Origin of the sequence: Rhodoferax lithotrophicus, assembly GCF_019973615.1 — a bacterium.
Lineage (GTDB): Bacteria > Pseudomonadota > Gammaproteobacteria > Burkholderiales > Burkholderiaceae_C > Rhodoferax > Rhodoferax lithotrophicus.
The window spans coordinates 3,029,001-3,050,445 of record NZ_AP024238.1; the positions used below are offsets into that span (position 1 = coordinate 3,029,001).

Genomic DNA, 21,445 nt, shown 5'->3' on the forward strand with positions numbered 1-21,445 from the left:
ATCCACAAGGTCACCCATGAAATTCCTGCACAAACTTATCCAGCTGATGGCTTTCGCAGCCCTCTTGCTGCCCCTGACCTTTGGGTCAGGCCCGTTACAGGCCCAAACGTACAACGCCGCACAAACACCGCCCCGTATTGACGGTTTTTATGTCGATGAAGTCAAACGACTCAGCCCCGGTGTGGAACTGAATTTTGAGATGGACGGCACACCCGCGGCCCAAGCCACGCTGCGCATTGCCGGTGCGGTCCGCAATTTGACCCTGACAGAAGTTGAAAGTGGCCACTACACAGGCACCTACACCATCAGCAGCCGCGACAAGATTGCCGCAGGCAGCGCGGTCACGGCCAACTTGCGCCTTGGCAACCAGGTGACCAGCGTGCTGCTGAACGAATCCCTGCAAATGGGTGTTGGGGTACATCAAACCAAGGTGGCACCAGGGCCACAACCCCAAATTGAGCATTTCAATGTGGACCCGGCGGCCACGCTGGTGGGGGGCAGCGAGCTGTATTTTTCGGTCTTTGGCACGCCGGGAGCCCAGGTGGATCTGACCATTGCCGGAGTCCGGGGCAAGGTGTTCTTGCCGGAGGTGAAAAGCGGCGAATATGCCAACACCTACACCCTGAAGAACCGGGATCACGTCACACGCAACAGCGTCGTCACCGCCAACATGCGTCTGGGTGAGCGGGTCAGCAGCGCCACATTGGGCAAACCCTTGCAAAGTGACAGTGCACCGGCGGCACTGCAAGTCAACCGGGTCTGCGCCACCTGTGGCGTGGTGGAATCGGTGAACCTAGTGGATGTCAAAGGTGAAGGCAGTTACCTGGGCACCATCGGTGGTGGTGTGGTGGGAGCCATTTTGGGCAACCAGATTGGGCAAGGCACGGGCCGCACCGTGGCACAAATTGCCGGTGCCGTGGGTGGAGCTTATGCCGGGCGTGCACTGGAAGCCAAGTCACGCAGTACCCAGCACTTTGAAGTGGTGGTGCGTTTGCACAATGGCAGCGCCCAAACCGTGAGTTTTGCCACCGATCCCGGCTTCAAAGTGGGTGACAAAGTCAAGGTCAACGCGGGTGTGATTACCCGTACACCTTGAAAAAAACTCGGCGTACACCATGAAACCGGGGCACCGCAAAGCAGGCTGGACCAATGCGGTGCCTTGCCTGCTGACGGCAGGTGCCATGTGGCTGGCGGGCAATACCTGGGCCGCCGTCGATGACTCGGCTGGCCTGGCGCTGCTGGCGCAGCACACCCAACTGGCCGGGCAACTTCAGCACAACCCATTTGGCCGTCCACTGGTACTGTTTTCATCAGAGGGGGCAAGTGGCCTGACAGGCGACATTTATGCCGTGATGGCCTACCCGTTAAGCACCGTCAGCAGCAGCCTCAAGTCGGCCGACAAATGGTGTGAGGTGATGATTCTGCACATCAACACCAAGTACTGCCACGCCACGGACGGGCCGCAAGGCAACACCTTGCGCGTTCACATAGGCAAAAAAACGCCGCAAAACCTGGCCGCTGCCACGCGGATGGATTTCCAGTACAGCGAAGTGGCCGCCAGCGCCAACTATTTTGCGGTTGCACTCAGCGCCGAAGACGGGCCCTTGGGCACCAGCGATTACCGGATAGGCTTACAAGCCGTGGCTTTGCCTGGCAACAAGACGTTTTTGCATCTGGGTTATTCCTACGGCATGGGTTTTGCGGGGCGCATGGCCATGCAGACTTATCTGGCCACGATAGGGGCGGATAAAGTGGGGTTTACCCAAATACGCAAGCGGCGTGACGGCCAATTCCAGTGGGTGGATGGCGTGCTGGGCGTGGTGGAGCGTAATGCCATGCGCTATTTTCTGGCCATTGACAGCGTCCTGGCGGCACAAAGCCTGCCACCTGCGCAGCAGTTTGAGGCACGTTTGCAAGGCTGGTTCACCGCAGTGGAGCGCTACCCGCGCCAGCTGCATGAAATGGATCGCCCAGCCTACCTTGAGATGAAACGTGCCGAGCACACACGTCAGCAAACGCTGCTCTGAAACAACCCAAACACTGTGATGCCACTGGATTTAACGCTGTATTGGGCATTGCTCAAACAAGTCACCACAGCCTGGCTGGACGACTATGTGCCCAGCATGGGTGCAGCATTGGCCTACTACACCTTGTTTTCCATGGCCCCCTTGCTGCTGATCGTGATCTCGGTGGCCGGGCTGGTGTTTGGCCAGGATGCGGCGCGTGGCGAGATTGAATGGCAGTTGCGCACGCTGATGGGGGCGTCAGGGGCCAGTGCGGTGCAGGCCTTGCTGGTCAGTGTGGACCAACCTGCCAAAGGCGCAGCCGCCACACTGCTGGGGCTGTTGTTGCTGCTGGTAGGTGCCACCACCGTGTTTGGTGAATTACAAGACGCGCTGGACCGTATTTGGCGCGCCCCCATACGCCATACCAGCAATGGCTGGGTCAACCTGCTGCGCACCCGGCTGCTGTCATTTGGCATGATTCTGGCCATCGGCTTTTTGCTGATGGTGTCGCTGGTATTAAGTGCCGTACTGGCCACCATGGGCCGCTGGTGGAGCCCTTTTTTTGGCGGTTGGCTGATGGTGGCCGGCATCGTGAACGGCATTACCGGCTTCTTTTTGGTGGCCGCCGTGTTTGCACTGATCTACAAAGTGATGCCACGCGCGCATGTGCAGTGGCGCGATGTCTGGGTCGGTGCGGTGTTTACCGCCCTGCTCTTCACACTGGGCAAAACCCTGATTGGTGCCTACATTGGCCACAGTGGCATTGTTTCGGGCTTTGGCGCTGCGGGCTCACTGGTGGTGGTGTTGCTGTGGGTGTATTACTCCGCACAGATTTTCCTGATCGGAGCCGAATTCACCTGGGTGTATGCGAATGTGCTGGGGTCGAGAAAACCACCTGCCGTCTAACGCTTATTCATCAAGCGCTAGAAGCTATCTATTTTGTAGCGCTTGGTGCACTTTTCCAGATCCTGATGCAGGGCTCGACATAGCGGTTTTCTGAAAGATGGAGGCCTTTGCCCCGTTATGATCCGGTGCCACCAACGGTGGATACACGATCAACCCTCATCGCCCCCCCCATGCAGGTGCCAAGATAGCTTATGGACGTTGTCACATCACTCACCTCGACACTCATCTTCGTGGTGTCAATTGCCTTGGTAATCTTCAGCTTCAAGTGGGATGTCAGAAGATTTTCAAGGCACAGGCGTGCGCAAAAGCCTGAGTTAGCGCCCCCTGAATCAGCGGTGTCCCGCAGAGATGCAGGGGTGGTTCCCGTGCTCCCTGCCTCCGTCACACCCACGCACTCGCTGGAGGGATTCCTCTGCCAATACACACCGGCAGAGAACGATCTTCACATCTACTCCAGATTGGCCATTTTTGGGCCAAGCATCCACCCCATCACGGTTCACAACGGCGGGCAACTCATGTTGTTTGGCACTTGCGCTGCGTCCATCACGGTCCGGTCAGGGGGCATGGCTATGGTGTACGGCTTGGTCACTGGCGAGCTCGTGAACGAAGGCGGCGACATGCATGTGTATGGAACGGTTATTGGGAAAATTCACAAGAACGGTGGCAGCACAAGCATTCACCCCGTTGCCCGCGTTTCACCCGGGTGCTCATGAGGGAAACTTGCAAACCCGTATCACCAGCAACGCAGGCGGCTCAGTTCAATCACTACCCATCAGGCGTGGCCCGGCAATACACTGGCGGCCACTATCCCAAGCACCCAACACCGGAGGCATCATGAACCCAACCACATGGATGATGGTCATCACATTCACCTTGTGTCTCACCACGGGCTGCTCTTCCGAGCAGCTTTATGCGGCAGGCCGCAATGCTCAACGCACAGAATGTTTGAAACAACCCGACCAGGAACGGCAAAGTCGCTGCTTCAAGGATGCCGGTATTTCCTACGACCAATACAAGCGCGCAACAGAGTCGGCAACCCAATGAGTTCCGGCCCATACCAGGCTTGAGTTTTATATGAAAAATTAACTTCTAGCGCTTGTCAATAAAGCGCTAGAAGCTATTTATTTTGTAGCGTCTGGACAACATCAGAGTCTGATGCCGGGCTTCAACATGCTCAGCCCGAACCATCTTGGGGACTGAGCTTGTGGAATCTGCTCGGCTTAAACCTGCGACTTGAAATAGTGAAACGAATGGGTAAAGGCATCTCGCACCTTGTCCATCTCGGTCACCATGTTGTCCCAGGTGTCTTCGCTGGCGAGTTTGATTTCTTCAAACTTGGTCAGCGCCAGCTTGGATTGATGGCGCAGCTTGCGCATTTCTTCAAAGTAGGCATTCCGTGCATCACCTTTGGCCTCCTGGGCTTTGACTTCGATTTTGTGCAAGTTGGCATTGAGCTCATCAAGCTGCGTTTTCATGGCTTCAATGTAAGCATTGTGGGGGGTGGTCATGGGGATAACTCCTTGAATGAAGAAATGGGTGTGAACAAACGGTGGCTCTGGTTTAGCGGGCCATCAGCTTGCCGCTGTCGTCCGACAGGATGATTTCGACGCGGCGATTCAGCTGGCGGTGGGCAACGGTGTCGTTGGCGGCCACCGGGTAAGACTCGCCATAACCACGCATGGCGATGCGCTCAGGGGCTACCCCCAGGTCTAGCAGCGCACTGCGCACCGCGTTGCCGCGGCGTTCAGACAAGGCCTGGTTGTGCGCGGCGGCACCAGTGCTGTCGGCAAAGCCTTCCACCAGCACATTGCGGCTGGGGTTTTGCTGCAGCACCGTGGCCAGCTTTTCAGCCATGCGGATGCCATCCGCATTCAGGCGAGCCAGATCCGTGCCAAACAACACATCCCCGAGGGTGATGACGATGCCGCGCTCGGTCTTTTGGGCCGCCAGATCGGTCAACTGGGCTTGTAATTGCGCGGCGCGGGCATTGGCTTCCTGCGCCTGGCGCTGGGCGATGGCGGCATCCACCTGGGCGATCTCGGTTCCACGCTGTGCCTGGGCCGCCGCACCTTGGGCCAGCAATGCGGCTTGTTTGGACTGGTCAGCGCTGAGGTTGGCAGCATTGGCTTCGTTGGTGCGCTGGTCCAGCCGGATTTGATCGCGTGCTTTGCCCGCATTGGCCACTTCTGCTTCAGCCGCTTTTTGTTTGGCGACTTCTTGCGTCAGGGCAATTTTTTGCTTGGCCAGGTAAGCCAGCTTGTCGATGTTGTCGACACTGCCGTTGTGGTTGGCCACAGTGTTGGCCTGCTCCAGGGCATCACCGGCTTGCTTCAGCTCCATGGGGGCGTAACGTGCCACCGTGGGATCGTTCTGGGCCTGTTGATAGTCACTGCGGGTTTGATCCAGCAAGGTGGTGGTGTTGGGAATGGAGCCGCAGGCACTGATGAGGGCGGCTATGGCCAGCAGAACGGGGGTGGTGTAAATGTGTTTCATCATGGTCAATCTTGAAGTGGGAAGAAAGGTGGGGCGGGTTACTGCATGTTGCGGTCAAGTTCTTCGCGCAACACCCGGATGTCGTCTTGCAGGGCATCTGCGGCAGCCTGCGCCTTGGCAGAATTGGCTTTGCTTTGTGCCAGCTTGGCATCGGCTTGTGCCTGGGCTGCCAGGTCGATGGCCAACTTGTAATCTTTGCTGGCCATGGCTTTGTTGGCCAGTGCCAGCTTGCTGCGAGCCCCGGCCATTTCAGCTGGTGCAAACTCGGCGCCATCGGCACCGGCAGCGTTGTCTACCGCGGCCTTGGACACGGCCACATCCGCCGTTGCAGGTGTTTTTAAACTGCTGCAGCCAGCAGTCAGTACCAGGGTGACCACACACAGGGCCAGGGCCCAGGGTTTTGAACAAGTCGTCATCATTTATCTCCAGTGAGCTCAATATCAAACGTGAAATTACTTTTGATGTCTTCGGTTATAGGGGGCAGCGCCCTGTGGGTCTGTGTGCTGCTGCACACAAATGTCCGGGTTCACATCCAGGCGCTACGCGGTTGGAGCGTGCGGCGCCAGGGCCTCACTCAAGGTGGCCCTGCGTTTTGACATGGATGTGCCACACGGCCATGAACATGGCGGCAATCACCGGCCCAAGCACAAAGCCATTGATGCCAAATACCGCCATGCCGCCCAGGGTGGTGATCATCACGATGTAGTCCGGCATGCGGATGTCTTTGCCCACCAGAATGGGGCGCAGCAGGTTGTCCACCAAGCCAATCACCAGCAGGCCATAGGCGGTGAGTGCCAGGCTTTTACCCAGCTCGCCAGCCAGCAAAAAATACAGCGCCACCGGCACCCACACCAGGCCAGCGCCAATGGCGGGTAACAATGACAGAAAGCCCATCAGCACCGCCCAAAGTAATGCGCCGCTGACCCCCAACACCCAGAACGCCAGGCCACCCAAGGCCCCCTGGATGGCCGCCACCAGCAGGTTGCCTTTGACGGTGGCACGAATCACGGTGGTGAATTTCTCCAGCAGCGCCTTTTTGTGTTCCGGGGCCAGCGGCACGGCCTGCCACAACGCATGCACCACGGCATTGCCATCACGAATCAGGAAAAAAGCCAGATACAGCGTGATGAACACACTGGCCACAAATTCAAACGTGTTTTGCCCGATGCTGAAGGTTTGGGTGGCAATAAATTGGGTGCCCTGGGTGAGCGCAGCCGTCAAACGGCGTTGCAAGGTGTCAAAGCTGACCAGGCCAAAACGATCCAGTATGTGGGTGACCCAACTCGGAAGTGCATCAAACAAGCCATGAAAATACTGTGCCGGGTTGAGCTCACCCGACTGCAAGCGCTGGTAAATCCAGGCCGCTTCACGCACCAGGGAAGAGGCTACCAGTGCCAGTGGCAGCACCACAATCACCAGCACCGTCAGCAGCGTGATCAGGGCCGCCACGGTGGGCCGGTGGCTGACGCGGGGCAGCAACCACCGGTAGAGCGGCGTAAACAGCAGCGCAATGATCGACCCCCACATGATGGCCCCGTAAAACGGCAGCAGGATGGCCCCCAGCGCCAGAGCGGCCGCCACCAGCAGTAGCGGAAGCGCCCGGTTTTTCCGTGAGGCGGGTGGAATGGCAGGATGAGGATCAGCCATCATCGTGATCCTGGGGGATGCCCCTCGTGCGGCTGCGGTGTCAGGCGCAGCATCACTTCAGACATCAGCTTGGGCAACACCCCGGCCAATAAAGCCGAAGTGCTGAACCAACGCCATGGGCGCACCCCAACCAGCACCGCGCCAACGACAGCGGCACCCATCACCAACCTGTAGGGATGACGCTGGGCCACAGGCTGCAAAACCGCCGTGGCGGTGTCCGCCAGCAGCAGCCAGGCAACCCGCAAAGGTTGGCCAGTCCACCAGCGCTGAAACAGCTCCAGCAGTATCTGGGCCTCTGGTGTGCTGCTCTTGAGGTCGGCCCGCAGGCGGGCTGCCAAGGTTTCCGAACTCAGGCCAGAACCCGGCTCAGACCGGGCATCGATGAGACGTAGCGCATGGCGCAATTGCTCGCGCGATGCGATCAGCCGCTCATTGGCCGTCAGTTCGGTGCTCATGGCGGGTCCAGAGCGCGAAGCATGGCCAGATCAGCATTGATTTGCCGACTCAAGTTGGAGAACGCCTGCGTCTGATTTTTTTGGCTCGCCAGAACAAAGCCCAGCACGGCGATGGCAAGCGGCAAGAGGGGGGTCACCCAAAGCGCCCAAACCGCATGAATTGGCATCTGGGGCGTGACCGCCCACAACATCACGGCCACCCCACCGAGCACCACGGCGGTGATCAGGCCACACCAGGCCACGGCCTGCCAAACAAGCTGTTTGAGCCATGCACTACGGGCCAGGCCAAAATCTTCCTGGCAAAGTGCTGCATAGGCCTGCGCATGGTCCACCAACAATTGTGGCCGGGTAGCCAACAAGACAAGCAGGGGGTGCATAAGGAGCTAGCAGCGGTGCATCAACTGCGGTGACGGCTGTGGCTGAACAGGCTGATCAACGCCATGAGTGCCGCCCCGGTGGCTGCCGCAATCAGCACCGACTTGACCGGGTCATGCTTGATATAGGCCACCGTACATTCCGAGGCATGTTCGGCCTTGAGGCGCAGTTGGTGAGAGGACTCACGCACACTGTCCACACCACGCTGTGCCAACGCGCTGACTTGTTCACCGGTACGCGCTGCCAGCGGCAAGGTTTGCAGCCGCAGGTCGTGGATGGCATCGGTGAGCATTTTCAGCGCGTCATTGGCCACTTGCTCGGTTGATTGGAGGGCTTTGTCAGCGCCTTGTTCGGCCTTCTCAAGCAGGCTGCTGGGGGATGGGTCGGAATTATTAAAGTGCATGGGGAATCCTTCAGGATAGTGAAATGAAACAGGGGAGTTCTACAAAAGCTCAAGGCTTGCCAAAGTTGGCTTTGGCATCAGACAAGCAGTTGTCTTTGGTGGTGGATGCAAAGGCATCACATTTCTCTTTTTCAAGTTTGTATTGCGCTTCACGCTTTTCGGCAGATGCATCACGGCGCACCTCGGCCACTTCGCTGCTGGCCTTGGCTTTGGCGGCACTTGTTTTGTCATTGGCGGTGGCATTCACCACCGAGGTTTTCATTTGCACCTTGGCATCGGCCTTGGCCGCAATCAGGGCCGCCTTGGCCTCTTTGATACAGACATCTTTGGGGTTGCCAGCCAAGTCATCACACGTTTGTTTGGCCACCTCATACACTGCTTCGGCCTGGGCTAAGCGCACCTCATATTGCGATTTGGCACTGTGTTTGTAGCCGTTATACAGCTCTGCCACGGCCACTTTTTCCTTGCCTTTGGCCTGGGCCACACAAATGTCTTTGGCATTGCTGGCCAACGAAGCGCAGGATTTTTTCTCGGCCGAGTAATCGGTTTTGATCTTGGTCTTGCCCGTTTGATAGTCGCTGTACGACATGGTTTGAGCAAAACCGGTGGTGGCGAGCATCCAGCTGGCGGCCAAAGCCAGCAAACTGAACTTGAGGTGATGAACTTGCATGCAGATTCCTTGAAGTGAGAGTGACATCGCCAGCCAATTGGCTGCGAAGGACTCAGGTTAAAAGGAAGTCAAGGCCCGGTCTGTACGCTTGCGCACGTAGCGTGACATGACCGCGGGCCCTCTAAAGAGGACCCAGATCAGCCGTGCAGGACACACCTCAACGCATCCTGCGCGGGTGGCCCAAGCACCCCGAGCCGCACCCAGCCGGGCAAGCCAAATGACGTGGCATCACGCAGCTTGATGCCGTGGTCGGCGCGCAAGGCCTGCCCGTCCAGGGGCTGTGGCGGCTTGGCGCAAAAGAAGTTGGTGTCGCTGGGCTGAACCTGCCAGTCCATGGCTTGCAACAGGTCGATTTGTCTGGCTTTCCAAACACGCAACACCGACACCGCCTCAGCCAGCCATGCTTGCACCTGCGGGCTGACCCACGCCGTCAGCATGGCCACACCGTGTGCCCCGACAGGCCAGGAGGGGGCCAGCTGGTTCAAGGCAGAAACCGTGGCATCAATTTGCCCTTGAACCCTTTCCTGATCTACATAAGGCGCTATCACATATGCAGCGCGCACCCCTGTCAACCCCAACGCTTTGTTGGGGGTAAACAGTTGCCAGACCTGGTCAAGCTGGGTGGCCGTCAGACTGCTGGCACCGCTCAAACGCAGAGGCTCATAAGCCCGGTCAAGCACCACCAGCCGCCCGGCCAGATCCACAGGCCAAGCCACATGCGCCTGGCCCAAGGGGCTGGACGGTTCACAGGCCCAGACCAGATGCGCGGCAGCGGGCCGCTCAGCCTGGGCCAAACCCCAAGCGTGTGCGGCCTGGGCGTAATCACCGTAGGCGTGGGCAGGCCAATGCACGGTGGGCACAGAGGCGGCACCGGCACGACGCGCCACCCAGGCCGTGATGCGAAAGATGAACTCGCTGGCACTGCCCGCCAGCACAATGCGCTCAGCACTCACCGCATGAAATGCGGCCAGACGCGCACGTAAATCAACATAACGGGCATCCGGGTAGTGCCCCGCATCGGCTTGCTGAAGCGCCAGCAAGGCTGGTGGACAAGGGCCGCAGGCGTTGCTGTTGGTCGAGAAATCATGCGTGGGCACCCCCAACGCATCCGTGCCCCCATGTGTGCGTGCAGACATCATGTGTTGCCCAAGCCCATGGATGCTACAAAATACAGAGCTATCAGTGCAATTGGAATAAGCACTAGAAGCATTTTTGAGGCATAAACCAAGGCACGCGCCACATGTTCCGCCTGCGGTTCATGGCCCTCAGCGTTCAGGGTGTAGACCCCTGGCTTGCCGAGTCGAACATTCAATGCCAGTGCCATCGCGGCCATAGGCCAACCGCTGTTGGGCGAAGGTGTCCGTTGGGCCTGCAACCGCAGCGGGTGTAAGGGCACCCCCAAGCACAGCGCCAGCAGCCAGCCGGTCAAGCGTGCAGGCAGCCAGTTCAACACATCGTCAGCACGTGCCGCCCACTTGCCCGCCCATTCCCAGTTCTGGCCTTTGTAGACACCTCGGTAGCCCCACATGGCATCTGCCGTATTGGCAAAGCGGTACAGCGCCACACCGGGCAACCCCCACAGCACAAACCAGAAAATTGGTGCCACCACCGAGTCGTTCAGGTTCTCGGCCAGCGACTCGATGGCGCTCTCCCGCACCTGCGCCTGGCTCAGGGCGGACACGTCGCGGCTCACCAGCCAGCTCAGGCGTTCACGCCCCGCGTCGAGCGACTGGGCCAGAGCCGCCTCGACCGCCTGCACTTCGTTGTGCAGCATGGCCCAGGCCAGCAAAGGTTTGAGCAGCAGTGCCATCAGCAAGACAGACAGCCCGAACCACAATCCTGTCAGGGCGGCCTGCAATACCCAAGCCGCTCCTGAAAAAAGAGCTGCTCCGGCACACCAATAAAGGGCTGCAAGCCAAAATGACTTGAAATCTGTGTGCCCCGCTGGCAGCGTGATGCGCAGCACCCGTTGCCCAGCCCAGTGCAGCCAATACCCCATCCACACCACCGGATGCAGGCGCACCGGCGGTTCGCCGCAGTAACGGTCTATCAGCAATGCCAGGCACAGCGCACATCCGGTGGTGAAGGCTTGCAGCGGGAGGGTTAACAGCTCAGGCATCAGCATCCTGTGTTTTGGTGTGTGCTCTGCGCCCCGCATGGGGCGAAGTGCGCTTGACCGCCTGGTCTGACAAGCACTGCGCCATCAGCCGTGCACCTTCGGCCATGCGCGGGCCGGGGCGCACCAGCACGTCGGACTGCTTGGTGGTGAACACACACAGGTGCTGCTGGCGGATGGCACGCATGCTCTGCCAGCCGGGGCGCTGCCCCATGTTGTCAACGCTGCGCTGGCCGATCATGATCACATCCGGGTTGGCGCGCACGATGTATTCGGGATTGAGTTTGGGAAACGGCCCCAGCTTGGCCGGAATGATGTTTTTCACACCCAGGCGGGTCAAGGTTTCGCCAATAAAAGACCGCTCTCCCGCACCATAAGGGCCGGGGTTGACTTCAAAATAAACCCGCAGAGAGGCCACACCTGGGGGCAACGACTGAGCCGCAGCCTGCGTGCCCGCGTCGATCACCCGCCAGATGCGCGCGGCATCCGGCACCGCCAGCACCTGGCCGATTTTTTCCAGCACACGCTTCACATCGGCATGGGTCTTGGGCTCCAGGGCCAGCACCTTCAGGCCCAGGGCGCGCAGGCGCTCGGCAGCCCGCGAAGAGGTGGCCATCAGCACCACGTCGGGTTGGAGGGCCACGATGGCCTCGATGTTCGGGTCCAGCCCGCCGCCAACCTGAGGCAGCTTTTGGACGCTGGCCGGGTAGTCTGAATAACGGTCAACTCCCACCAGGCGGGCGCATTGGCCGAGTTCACAGACGGTCTCAGTTAATGAGGGCAGCAGGCTGACGATGCGCTGCGGCGGCTGGGTCAGGGTGATGCGGACACCCCGGTCATCTGTCACCTGATAGGCCTGTGCGGCACTGATGCCCAAGGCACACGCGGCCAGCAACCAGCTGAAAACGGGTTTGTTCATACCGTGTCTTTCAGGGTCAGAGGCAAGCCAGCGGCCATCAGCGTGACCCGCTGGCAGGTGGCGGCAACGCCCTGGTTCAGCTGGCCCAGCGCATCCACAAAGGCGCGCACCTCGCGGCCCAGCGGAATCACGCCCAGGCCGATCTCGTTGCCCACCAGTACCAATGGGCCTGGTGCCTTGCTGATCGCTTCCAAAAGATGAGCTATCTGCGCTTTATTCATAAGCGGTGGAGGTTGATTTTTCATATATTTCCCATCCTGGCAATCCGGTACGGCATCGGTTTTTGAATCGGTCAATGTGGCCTCGGGTTCAGGGGTGGCAGGCATCAGCCAGTTGGTCAGCCACAGGGTCAGGCAGTCCAGCACGATCAAGGTGTCGGCACGGCTGTGTGTGCAAATGGCCTGCGCCACCTGCAGGGGCTCTTCAAGCGTGCGCATGCCAGGTACACGCTGGGCGCGGTCGGCCTGGTGGCGGGCAATACGCTGGCACATTTCTTCGTCCCAGGCCTGCGCGGTAGCGATCAGCAGCGCATGGTGCTGGCCGGATTGCGCCAGCCACTGCTGCGCCAAGGCCTCGGCCCGACGCGACTTGCCGCTTTTCTGGCCACCCAGAATCAATTCGCTGCGGGCCAGCGTCATGGCTTCACCTCGCCAGCAAAGCCAAACAGCGCTGCCGTGGCCGCCGGGCTGGATGGAAACCAGGCATGAAAGTAGCTGGCCTGAATCGAACCCAGCCGGTAGAGTGCTTCACCTGCATGGGCGACGGGTTCACAGTCTGGCCGTGCGGTACGTCGGTCCACCTCCAACGTGGTGGTACAGGTCGAATAATGGAAGGTGTGCCCACGCAGCAGCCCCTCTGGCAGCGCCAGTTGTTGCGGCCCCAGGGCAGCCAGACGCTTTTGCATACACACGGCACCGGGCAACAAACCCCATTGGGCCAGCACCTCGCCGTCGAGGGTGAGCAAACTTTCAAACAACACCATCATGCCGCCACACTCGGCCCAGACCGGTTTGTGCTGCGCCACATGTGCCGCCAGGCTGTCACGCAGTGTGGTGTTGGCGGCCAGTTGCGCGGCATGTAATTCGGGGTATCCCCCCGGCAACCAGACCGCATCACAAGGTGGCAAGCGGGCATCGTTCAGGGGAGAGAAGAACACCAGCTCAGCGCCCAGATCACGCAAGCAGTCCAGATTGGCCGCGTAAATGAAGCAAAACGCGGCATCGCGCGCCACCGCAATGGTTTTCCCTTTCAATGACTTCGGCTGTGGCACAGTCACCGGTATCGGGGCGAAGTTCACCTGCCAGCGCTGCAAGTCTTGTACCGTCATCTGCCCCAAGGGAGTCTCCGCCAGGGCATCGGCTGCGGCATCCAGCCGGGCCAGCGCATCACGCACTTCGCTGGCCACCGTCAAGCCGAGATGGCGCTCTGCCAAGACCATGGCCGGGTTGCGCATCAGGGCACCCAGCCACTGCGCGGGTTCGCGTACGCTGGCCTGGAGCATGGCAGCGTGCGATGAACTGGCCACCCGATTGGCCAGCACACCCGCCCACGGCAGCCCCGACTGGTAGTTTTGCAGCCCCCATGCCAACGCCCCAAAAGTGCCAGCCATGGAGCCGGCATCAATCACCACCATCACCGGCAAGTTCAGGCGCTGGGCCAGATCAGCGGCACTGGGCTTTCCGTCAAACAAACCCATCACACCTTCCACCAGAATCAGATCGGCCTCTTGTGCTGCGGCCGCCAGACGGGCGCGGCACTCGGCCTCACCATTGATCCATAAATCCAATTGGTAAACCGGCGCACCACTGGCGAGCTGATGCCAATGCGGGTCTAAAAAGTCAGGCCCACACTTGAAAACCCGGACTTTTCTGCCCTGACGGGTATGCAGCCGGGCCAATGCAGATACCACCGTGGTTTTACCCTGGCCAGAGGCTGGGGCAGCAATCAGAAGTGCGGGGCAAGGAATCGGTTTGGTCATCTTTGAACACTCAAGAGCTTGGGATTACAGAGACCAGGTCAGGGATGCCAACACATTGCGCCCGGGCATGGAATAGCCGTTGGCCAGTACGTACGCGGTGTCGTTCACGTTGTTGAGCCGCACCAATGCGCTCAGGTCTCGGCTGATTTTCCAGTTCACCCCCAGATTGAGCAAGCCGTAGCCGGGCAGCACATCGCGCCCAGTACCGACAAGCTTGGCATCTTCACGGTCACTGGAAAACTTCAGCTCACCCCATAGTTCAGCCAAACCCACCCGATGGTGGGCACTGAGGTTGAGCATGTTTTGCGCAATACGGGCAAAGCGCAGGCCATCGGGCTGGGTATGCGGGTCGGCATAGTCGTAGGTCACAGCGTAGCGGGTGTGGCCTCGCCGGGCCTGCATGTCCAGCGTGAGTCCACGTAATACGGCCAGGTTGTTTTGAACATTGGTCACGGGGTTGATAAAGCCCTGGATTTCGTTGTGGTACAGGGTTGCGGCCATCGACATGGCCCCATGGTGGTACTTCAACCCCATTTCGCTGGCACGATTTTGTTGCGGCAGCAGCGTGGGGGAGCCAAAGCCGGGGTAATACAGCTGATTGAAGCTTGGTGCCTGAAAACTGGTGCCCACGCTGGCAACCGCCCGCCATGCCGCTGTGAATTTGTAGCCCCCCGACAGTGCCCAGTTGCTGTAATGGCCAAACTGTGAATTGTCATCACTGCGCAGCACCGCTAAGGCGTTCCAGCCGGGGCGGTTCAGTGCATAGGAAAGCATGACACCGCTTACATCGCGCTCTTTCACGCTGTAGTTGGTGGTGCTGTCGATGGCTTCGGTGCGATTTTCCAGCAACGCTGTCAGCACATCCGTGCCCAGGTTGATGTCGTTTTGCCAGGTGGTTTGTGTGCGCCGGGTGTTGAACTGGTTACGACCGTTGAACGCCCCATCGGCCAGGCGATAGTATTCATTCACCGATACATCGTCACTGCGGCCCACTATCAGGCTCGACTTCCAGCGCGTTGACCATTGCGCATCCCATTTCAGACTGGCGTGCCGAAGTGTTGCGTGCCGCCAGGCATCAGTGGTCCATTTGGTCAGGCCCAAAGGATTGGGGGTGATCGTGCCATCAAACTGGTAATTCATTTTGCTTTGCAAAACACCGAGCGTCAGTGCCTGCTGTGAAGACAACTGCACACTCAGCTTGGCATCCACACTGTTGACATCAAAGCTGTCCTGGTCGGGGTTGTAACTGCTGGCGGCCGGGTTGGTGGCCACATTGATTCCCGTGGCTTTTTCTTTTGACAATCCCAGGCTATAGCCGATGGCGCCATTTCGCCCACGCACCGATGCCCCAGCCTGAAATTGCCCGTCAGAGCCAGCACCCGTGTTGGCTGACAGCTGCAAGGTATCGACCGGATCACGGGTGAAAATCTGGATCACGCCACCGACCGCATCCGGGCCATAGAGGGCCGATGCAGCACCCCGCAACACTTCCACACGCTCAATCCGATCCAGCGGCAAATTCTCGAATGCCGCACTGCCAGAGGTGGCCGAGCCCACGCGAACACCATCGATCAGGACAAGGGCTTGCGAGCTGGCCGCACCACGCAAGTACACATTGGTACTGGAGCGGTAACTGCCCGTGCTGGACAACTGCACACCCGGTAGCTGGGCCAGTACATCACGCAAGCTGCTTTGCCCAGCCAAGTCCAGCACGGTTCGGTCAATGATGGAGACATCCGCAATCACATCCGTCACGGGTACCGGGACGCGACTGGCAGTCACCACCACCTCGTTCAAGATCACGGGCTGACTTGGTGCCAGTGTCGGGAAAGCGACCATCACGGTCAAGACAGACGTGCGAAAACACGCAGAAATACAACCACGCCGGGAATAAACACAAGTTTTCATTGGGAGAGCCGTAACCATCTAAAACTCTTACCGTCGTCCCCGACAGTACATGAGCGTCACGGTTGCACGTCAAAGGCGTACAACCACCGTATTGGCCGGTATCCGGGCTGGTGAAATCAACCTCCATCGCCTTCCCAAGCGCGTCATTCAAACGCTCAGTGGCCGTGATGGAAGCGCAGTCTTGCGACGCGTTCACTTACCGTTGCGGGGGCAGCGCAGGTTAGGTTTGCTCCGCTGAGCACCCCCCTGCTTCCCGTTGAACTGCGGCATGTGAACCATGCCGCGAGCACCAACACTGTGTATTCTAGCCATGTGGGCCAAAGCAACATCCGTGACATCCACACCCTTGGCGACCATGGCTTGAGAGTTTCCAGCATGACCCCATACCCCGAAAAAATAAAATTCGGCTGTTTTATGGCGGACAAGAAAAAAGCCGTAACGATTACTCGTTACGGCTTTTGACGGTTGCTTTAAAAGTATCAAACTATCAATGCAAAACACATTAACAATCAACTACTTACAACCAAGTTTTGGCGGAGCGGACGGGACTCGAACCCGCGACCCCCGGCGTGACAGGCCGGTATTCTAACCAACTGAACTACCACTCCTGGTAATTAACATTTACTCTTTCGAGCCAAGTTATCTGCTTTTTCAAGCAAACCGTTAACAACTTGCACCTCGTTATCTTTCGATAATCTGGCGACCCCACGGGGATTCGAACCCCGGTACTCACCGTGAAAGGGTGATGTCCTAGGCCTCTAGACGATGGGGTCATAACCTTTGGACTTCCGTCACTTTTAACTTTGGTGGAGATAAGCAGGATCGAACTGCTGACCTCTTGCATGCCATGCAAGCGCTCTCCCAGCTGAGCTATACCCCCTCAAAACACTGCTTACTGGAATCAGTGTTTGTTTCCAAGCCTTGAATTATAGACATGAATTTAGGCTGTTTTCAATCTCGAAATAACTTTTTCTCGATTAAATAGTTCCAACACCGCATCCAATGAGGGGGTGTGTGTATTCCCCACCACCAACACGCGCACAGGCATCGCCAGATGCGGCATTTTCAGACCACACACAGTCAACACTTCCTTGATCACTGCCGCAATACTGGCTTTATCCCAAGTGCAAATCGCCAATTTATCAGCCAACAAGGCAAGCGCCGGTTTGACCGCATCCGTCACATGCTGGGCAATATCAGCGGGCAAAGGCTGAGCCTCTGCATAAAACACGGCCGCCCAATCTGCTAACGCTAAGGTGGTGTCGCAACGGTCTTTAAACAAGGCGCATATACGAGGCAAGCGCTCATCTGTTGCAATGGCGCGTTTTTGCAAGTTTGCTGCAACCAAATTTGCCAGCACGTCATCGGCGGTGATTTTGATGTGTTGGGCATTGACCCATCGCAACTTGGCTTCGTCAAACTGCGCGGCACTCTTGCCCAAGTGATCCAGGTTAAACCATTCAATGAACTGTGACCGACTGAAAATTTCATCGTCACCATGGCTCCAGCCCAGGCGTGCCAAGTAGTTCACCATGGCATCGGGCAGGTAACCTTCGTCCCGGTATTGCGTCACCGGCTTGGCACCGTTGCGCTTGCTCATCTTTTCACCCTGCTCATTGAGCACGGTGGGCAAATGTGCGTAAACCGGCGGCTCTTTGCCCAGAGCCTTGAAAATATTGATTTGACGCGGCGTGTTGTTGACATGGTCATCTCCACGGATCACATGGGTGATGTCCATGTCCATGTCATCCACCACCACGCAGAAGTTGTAGGTGGGCGTGCCGTCAGGACGGGCAATCACCAGGTCATCAAGTTCGTCGTTGCTGATCTCAATGCGGCCTTTGACCTTATCGTCCCACACGACTGAACCACCTTGCGGATTCTTGAAACGCAGCACGGGCTGTACACCTTCAGGAATGGCGGGCAACACCTTGCCGGGCGCAGGCCGCCAAGTGCCGTCGTAGCGCGGCTTTTCTTTGGCAGCAGTCTGACGCTCACGCAGGGCATCCAGTTCCGCCATGCTCATGTAACAGAGGTAGACGTGACCAGAAGCCACCATTTCAGCCAACACCGCCTTGTAGCGATCCATGCGCTGCATTTGATAGAACGGCCCCTCATCGTGATCCAGCCCCAGCCAGGCCATGCCCTCGATGATCACATCGACGGCCGCTTGTGACGAGCGTTCCAGATCAGTGTCCTCAATGCGCAGAATGAAGTCCCCCCCCGTCGAGCGAGCAAATGCCCATGGGTACAAGGCCGAGCGGATATTGCCCAGATGAATAAAACCGGTAGGCGACGGGGCGAAACGGGTACGAGTGCGAAGTGGTGCGTTCATGTCAGAAGGAAAGAAGGCCACGGTCAAGATCGGCCTGAATGTCAGTAATGTGTTCAAGGCCAACGGCCATGCGGATCAGCCCTTGGCTCACACCGGCAAGCTGACGTTGGGCCGGGGTCAAGCGGCCATGCGAGGTACTGGCGGGGTGGGCCAGCAGGGTTTTGGTGTCCCCCAGGTTGGTGCAAAGCGACAAAATGGTCAGCGAATCCAGCACATGGAATGCGCGTTGACGCGCCTGCTCCTCATCCGAGGCCTTCACCTCGAATGACAATACTGCACCTCCGCAATTGGACTGCTGCACCATGGCCAATGCGTGCTGAGGATGACTGGACAAGCCTGGGTAATGCACCCGAGCCACCGACGGGTGGTCTTGCAACCATTGTGCCAGCGCCAAGGCTCGGGCCGACTGCGCCTGCATGCGAATGTCGAGCGTTTCCAGACCTTTGAGAACAACCCAGGCGTTGAATGGTGCCAGTGTCATGCCAGCGCTCTTGAGCACCGGCAAGAATTTTTCGGTGACCAGTTCCTGGCTGGCACACAGTGCACCAGCCATGACACGACCCTGCCCATCCAAATACTTGGTGCCGGAATGCATGACGATGTCTGCTCCAAACGCCATCGGGCGCTGCAACGCAGGTGTAGCAAAGCAGTTGTCGACCGCCAGCAAGGCTCCGGCATGGTGGGCAATGTCGGCCAGCGCACGAATGTCACAGACTTCAGTCAGCGGATTGGTGGGTGTTTCAGCAAAAAACAGCTTGGTATTGGGTTTGACGGCAGCCGTCCAGGCACCGACATCGGTCTGCGGCACAAAGGTCGACTCCACGCCAAATTTGGCCAGATCAGAACCAATCAGCTTGATGGTGGAGCCAAACATCGAATGCGAGCACACCACATGGTCACCCGCTTTCAACAGCCCCATACACATCATGAGAATAGCCGACATACCCGACGCGGTGGAAATAGCCGCAGGAGCCCCTTCAAGAGCCGCCAGGCGTTGCTCGAAGCTGGCCACGGTGGGGTTGCCATAACGACCATAAGTGAAGCCATCCTCGTCACCGGCAAAGCGCCGGGCACTGGCTTCAGCACTGGGCTGCACATAGCCACTGGTCAGGTACAAGGCCTCAGAGTTTTCTCCGTACTGGCTACGTTCGGTGGCCATGCGCACCGCCAACGTATCGCGATGAAGATTGTCAGGAAGATGTTTTGCGGTCATGGTCAATCCTCGTGGTTGGGCAGCGCCAGACGGGAGGTGTCTTCCTGGTTTTCATCCCCCCCTACACGATTCGAATTCAGGCGAACAATGTCCTCCAGCGTGACATCACCGGTCACATACACGCCGTCAAAACACGACGCATCAAAGCCTTTGATGGCCGGATTGAGTGAGCCAATGGCTTTCTTCATGGCATCTACGTCCTGGTAAATCAATGCGTCACAGCCAATCAACTGGCGAATTTCTTCCACCGTCCGGTTGTGGGCAACCAGCTCCTGGGGTGTCGGCATGTCGATGCCGTACACATTCGGAAAACGCACCGGTGGGGCGGCGCTGGCCATGTAAACCTTGCGGGCACCCGCCTCACGCGCCATTTGCACAATTTCTTTGGACGTTGTGCCACGCACGATGGAGTCGTCCACCAACAACACATTGCGCCCTTTGAACTCGCTGGCAATCACGTTGAGCTTTTGGCGCACCGATTTTTTACGCACCGATTGCCCCGGCATGATGAAGGTGCGCCCGACATAACGGTTTTTGACAAAACCTTCACGGTAGGGCAAACCCAGCAATTGCGCCAATTGCGCAGCACTCGGGCGACTCGACTCGGGAATGGGGATTACCACGTCAATCTCATTGGGCGGTACGGTAGAAATGACCCTTTTGGCCAGTGTTTCACCCAGATTCAGACGGGCTTGGTAAACCGAAATATTGTCCAGCACCGAATCCGGGCGGGCCAGGTAAACAAACTCAAAAATGCAGGGATTAAGCACCGGAGCATCGGCACACTGCGCGGCATGAATCTGACCTTGCAGGTCAATAAACACCGCCTCACCCGGATCAATATTGCGCTCAAACTTGTGCAGTGTGCCCTCCAGCGCCACAGACTCGCTGGCCAGCATCCAGGTATCACCCGTGCGCCCCAGACACAGGGGCCGAATACCATGAGGATCGCGAAACGCCAGCACACCATGCCCGGCAATCAAGGCAATTACCGCATAAGAACCCTTGATACGTTTGTGCACCTTGCGCACCGCATCAAACACATCGGCAGGAGTCAATGGCAGACCACGGGTGGTTTCACCAAGCTCATGCGCCAACACATTGAGCAAGACTTCTGAGTCACTCTCGGTATTGATATGCCGATGATCGGCATTAAACAGCTCAGCTTTCAAGGCATGCGCATTGGTCAGGTTACCGTTATGCACCAGCACGATGCCAAACGGCGCGTTCACGTAAAAAGGCTGTGCCTCTTCTTCGCTGAAGGCATTACCCGCCGTCGGATAACGCACCTGGCCCAAGCCGCAATTGCCGGGCAAAGAGCGCATATTGCGGGTACGAAACACATCACGCACCATACCCTTGGCCTTGTGCATGAAAAATTTGCGCTCCTGCTGGGTCACGATACCAGCCGCGTCCTGGCCCCGATGCTGCAGCAGCAGCAGGGCATCGTAAATCAACTGGTTCACCGGTGCGTTACTCACAACACCCACAATTCCACACATAAATATCCAATCTTTTCAACGACTTGTTCAAACTGTCACAAACTTTGCAAAATCAGGCGGCAACATGGGCTTGAGGCCTTTGAGCATGACCTCAGCCACCCTGACCCCAATCGACTCCTGCCAAATGGGACTTGACTTCACAGGTGTCATGGCCACCAAAAGTGTGGCGACCAACAACAACAACACACCACGCACCGTGCCAAACATGGCCCCCAGTGCCCGATCAAACGGACTTAATCCGACCGACGACACCAATTTTTTAACCACCACCGCCACCAAACCGCCCAACATCACGGCAGCCACAAAAACCAGCACAAAGCCGGCGGCATAACGCATCACGTCGCTAGACCCACTCATCGGCAAATACTGTGCGGCATCCAGTGCCAACCACTGCGCCAGCACAAAAGCAGCGATCCAGCTCAGTAATGACAACACTTCAAACACCAAGCCACGCCACAGCCCCAACAACAGGGAGGTCAGCAAGACCCCAAAAAATATCCAGTCCAGCGCGGCCATGAT

General features: G+C 58.1%; 21 protein-coding genes, 3 tRNA genes and 1 riboswitch. Of the genes, 3 read left to right on the top strand and 21 right to left on the bottom strand.

The window, feature by feature from the left end; translation table 11 throughout:
- Positions 1 to 16: 16 nt before the first annotated feature.
- Genes LDN84_RS13980 through LDN84_RS13990 form a run of 3 tightly spaced genes read left to right on the top strand, consistent with a single transcriptional unit; the run spans position 17 to position 2,912 of the window.
- Positions 17 to 1,096 carry an outer membrane lipoprotein gene (locus tag LDN84_RS13980; protein ID WP_223904057.1) on the top strand — a complete coding sequence of 360 codons (1,080 nt, stop codon included), beginning with the start codon at positions 17 to 19 and terminating at the stop codon, positions 1,094 to 1,096.
- A 19-nt stretch (positions 1,097 to 1,115) separates the two neighbouring features.
- On the top strand, positions 1,116 to 2,027 hold the full coding sequence (locus LDN84_RS13985) for a hypothetical protein (RefSeq protein WP_223904058.1): 912 nt from the start codon (positions 1,116 to 1,118) through the stop codon (positions 2,025 to 2,027).
- 18 nt (positions 2,028 to 2,045) lie between these two features.
- The gene (locus LDN84_RS13990; protein ID WP_223904059.1) at positions 2,046 to 2,912 is read left to right on the top strand and encodes a YihY/virulence factor BrkB family protein; all 867 of its coding nucleotides are present in this window, start codon (positions 2,046 to 2,048) and stop codon (positions 2,910 to 2,912) included.
- A gap of 1,220 nt (positions 2,913 to 4,132) precedes the next feature.
- Here the strand turns inward: LDN84_RS13990 and LDN84_RS13995 are convergent.
- From LDN84_RS13995 to LDN84_RS14095, 21 genes are all read right to left on the bottom strand, one after another.
- Positions 4,133 to 4,420: a sll1863 family stress response protein gene (locus LDN84_RS13995; RefSeq protein ID WP_223904060.1), complete on the bottom strand. Its 288-nt coding sequence runs from the start codon at positions 4,418 to 4,420 to the stop codon at positions 4,133 to 4,135.
- A gap of 52 nt (positions 4,421 to 4,472) precedes the next feature.
- Positions 4,473 to 5,405, bottom strand: a complete 933-nt coding sequence (locus LDN84_RS14000; RefSeq protein ID WP_223904061.1) for a DUF4398 domain-containing protein — start codon at positions 5,403 to 5,405, stop codon at positions 4,473 to 4,475.
- 38 nt (positions 5,406 to 5,443) lie between these two features.
- The gene (locus LDN84_RS14005) at positions 5,444 to 5,821 is read right to left on the bottom strand and encodes a DUF4398 domain-containing protein (protein ID WP_223904062.1); all 378 of its coding nucleotides are present in this window, start codon (positions 5,819 to 5,821) and stop codon (positions 5,444 to 5,446) included.
- Between the two features lie 154 nt (positions 5,822 to 5,975).
- The gene (locus LDN84_RS14010; RefSeq protein WP_223904063.1) at positions 5,976 to 7,052 is read right to left on the bottom strand and encodes an AI-2E family transporter; all 1,077 of its coding nucleotides are present in this window, start codon (positions 7,050 to 7,052) and stop codon (positions 5,976 to 5,978) included.
- Positions 7,052 to 7,507, bottom strand: a complete 456-nt coding sequence (locus LDN84_RS14015; RefSeq protein ID WP_223904064.1) for a hypothetical protein — start codon at positions 7,505 to 7,507, stop codon at positions 7,052 to 7,054. The genes LDN84_RS14010 and LDN84_RS14015 overlap by 1 nt, the downstream gene beginning before the upstream one ends.
- Positions 7,504 to 7,884, bottom strand: coding sequence for a hypothetical protein (locus LDN84_RS14020; protein ID WP_223904065.1), 381 nt, complete (start codon positions 7,882 to 7,884; stop codon positions 7,504 to 7,506). Before LDN84_RS14020 ends, LDN84_RS14015 begins: the two co-directional genes overlap by 4 nt.
- 20 nt (positions 7,885 to 7,904) lie before the next feature.
- Entirely contained in the window at positions 7,905 to 8,285 is a 381-nt protein-coding gene (locus LDN84_RS14025; protein ID WP_223904066.1) for a hypothetical protein, read from the bottom strand.
- Between the two features lie 49 nt (positions 8,286 to 8,334).
- The gene (locus tag LDN84_RS14030) at positions 8,335 to 8,955 is read right to left on the bottom strand and encodes a hypothetical protein (RefSeq protein WP_223904067.1); all 621 of its coding nucleotides are present in this window, start codon (positions 8,953 to 8,955) and stop codon (positions 8,335 to 8,337) included.
- 137 nt (positions 8,956 to 9,092) lie between these two features.
- The gene (locus tag LDN84_RS14035) at positions 9,093 to 10,091 is read right to left on the bottom strand and encodes an aminotransferase class I/II-fold pyridoxal phosphate-dependent enzyme (protein WP_223904068.1); all 999 of its coding nucleotides are present in this window, start codon (positions 10,089 to 10,091) and stop codon (positions 9,093 to 9,095) included.
- Positions 10,091 to 11,074 carry an adenosylcobinamide-phosphate synthase CbiB gene (gene cbiB, locus LDN84_RS14040; RefSeq protein ID WP_223904069.1) on the bottom strand — a complete coding sequence of 328 codons (984 nt, stop codon included), beginning with the start codon at positions 11,072 to 11,074 and terminating at the stop codon, positions 10,091 to 10,093. Before cbiB ends, LDN84_RS14035 begins: the two co-directional genes overlap by 1 nt.
- On the bottom strand, positions 11,067 to 11,990 hold the full coding sequence (locus LDN84_RS14045; RefSeq protein WP_223904070.1) for an ABC transporter substrate-binding protein: 924 nt from the start codon (positions 11,988 to 11,990) through the stop codon (positions 11,067 to 11,069). Before LDN84_RS14045 ends, cbiB begins: the two co-directional genes overlap by 8 nt.
- Positions 11,987 to 12,628, bottom strand: coding sequence for a bifunctional adenosylcobinamide kinase/adenosylcobinamide-phosphate guanylyltransferase (locus LDN84_RS14050; protein WP_223904071.1), 642 nt, complete (start codon positions 12,626 to 12,628; stop codon positions 11,987 to 11,989). Before LDN84_RS14050 ends, LDN84_RS14045 begins: the two co-directional genes overlap by 4 nt.
- Positions 12,625 to 13,968 (bottom strand): cobyrinic acid a,c-diamide synthase CobB, encoded by a 1,344-nt coding sequence (locus LDN84_RS14055; RefSeq protein WP_223904072.1) that lies wholly within the window; start codon positions 13,966 to 13,968, stop codon positions 12,625 to 12,627. The genes LDN84_RS14050 and LDN84_RS14055 overlap by 4 nt, the downstream gene beginning before the upstream one ends.
- A 24-nt stretch (positions 13,969 to 13,992) precedes the next feature.
- A complete protein-coding gene (locus LDN84_RS14060) occupies positions 13,993 to 15,807 on the bottom strand; it encodes a TonB-dependent receptor domain-containing protein (protein ID WP_223913010.1) in 1,815 nt (604 codons plus the stop codon).
- 145 nt (positions 15,808 to 15,952) lie between these two features.
- A riboswitch (cobalamin riboswitch) is annotated at positions 15,953 to 16,185 on the bottom strand.
- A gap of 222 nt (positions 16,186 to 16,407) precedes the next feature.
- Positions 16,408 to 16,484: transfer RNA gene (locus LDN84_RS14065), tRNA-Asp, on the bottom strand.
- A gap of 89 nt (positions 16,485 to 16,573) precedes the next feature.
- Positions 16,574 to 16,649: transfer RNA gene (locus tag LDN84_RS14070), tRNA-Glu, on the bottom strand.
- A gap of 31 nt (positions 16,650 to 16,680) precedes the next feature.
- Positions 16,681 to 16,756: transfer RNA gene (locus tag LDN84_RS14075), tRNA-Ala, on the bottom strand.
- Positions 16,757 to 16,816: 60 nt separating this feature from the next.
- Positions 16,817 to 18,211 (bottom strand): glutamate--tRNA ligase, encoded by a 1,395-nt coding sequence (gene gltX / locus LDN84_RS14080; protein WP_223904073.1) that lies wholly within the window; start codon positions 18,209 to 18,211, stop codon positions 16,817 to 16,819.
- 1 nt (position 18,212) lies between these two features.
- On the bottom strand, positions 18,213 to 19,424 hold the full coding sequence (locus tag LDN84_RS14085) for an O-succinylhomoserine sulfhydrylase (protein ID WP_223904074.1): 1,212 nt from the start codon (positions 19,422 to 19,424) through the stop codon (positions 18,213 to 18,215).
- 2 nt (positions 19,425 to 19,426) lie between these two features.
- Positions 19,427 to 20,926, bottom strand: coding sequence for an amidophosphoribosyltransferase (gene purF, locus LDN84_RS14090; protein WP_223904075.1), 1,500 nt, complete (start codon positions 20,924 to 20,926; stop codon positions 19,427 to 19,429).
- 27 nt (positions 20,927 to 20,953) lie between these two features.
- A complete protein-coding gene (locus LDN84_RS14095; protein WP_223904076.1) occupies positions 20,954 to 21,442 on the bottom strand; it encodes a CvpA family protein in 489 nt (162 codons plus the stop codon).
- Positions 21,443 to 21,445 lie beyond the last annotated feature (3 nt).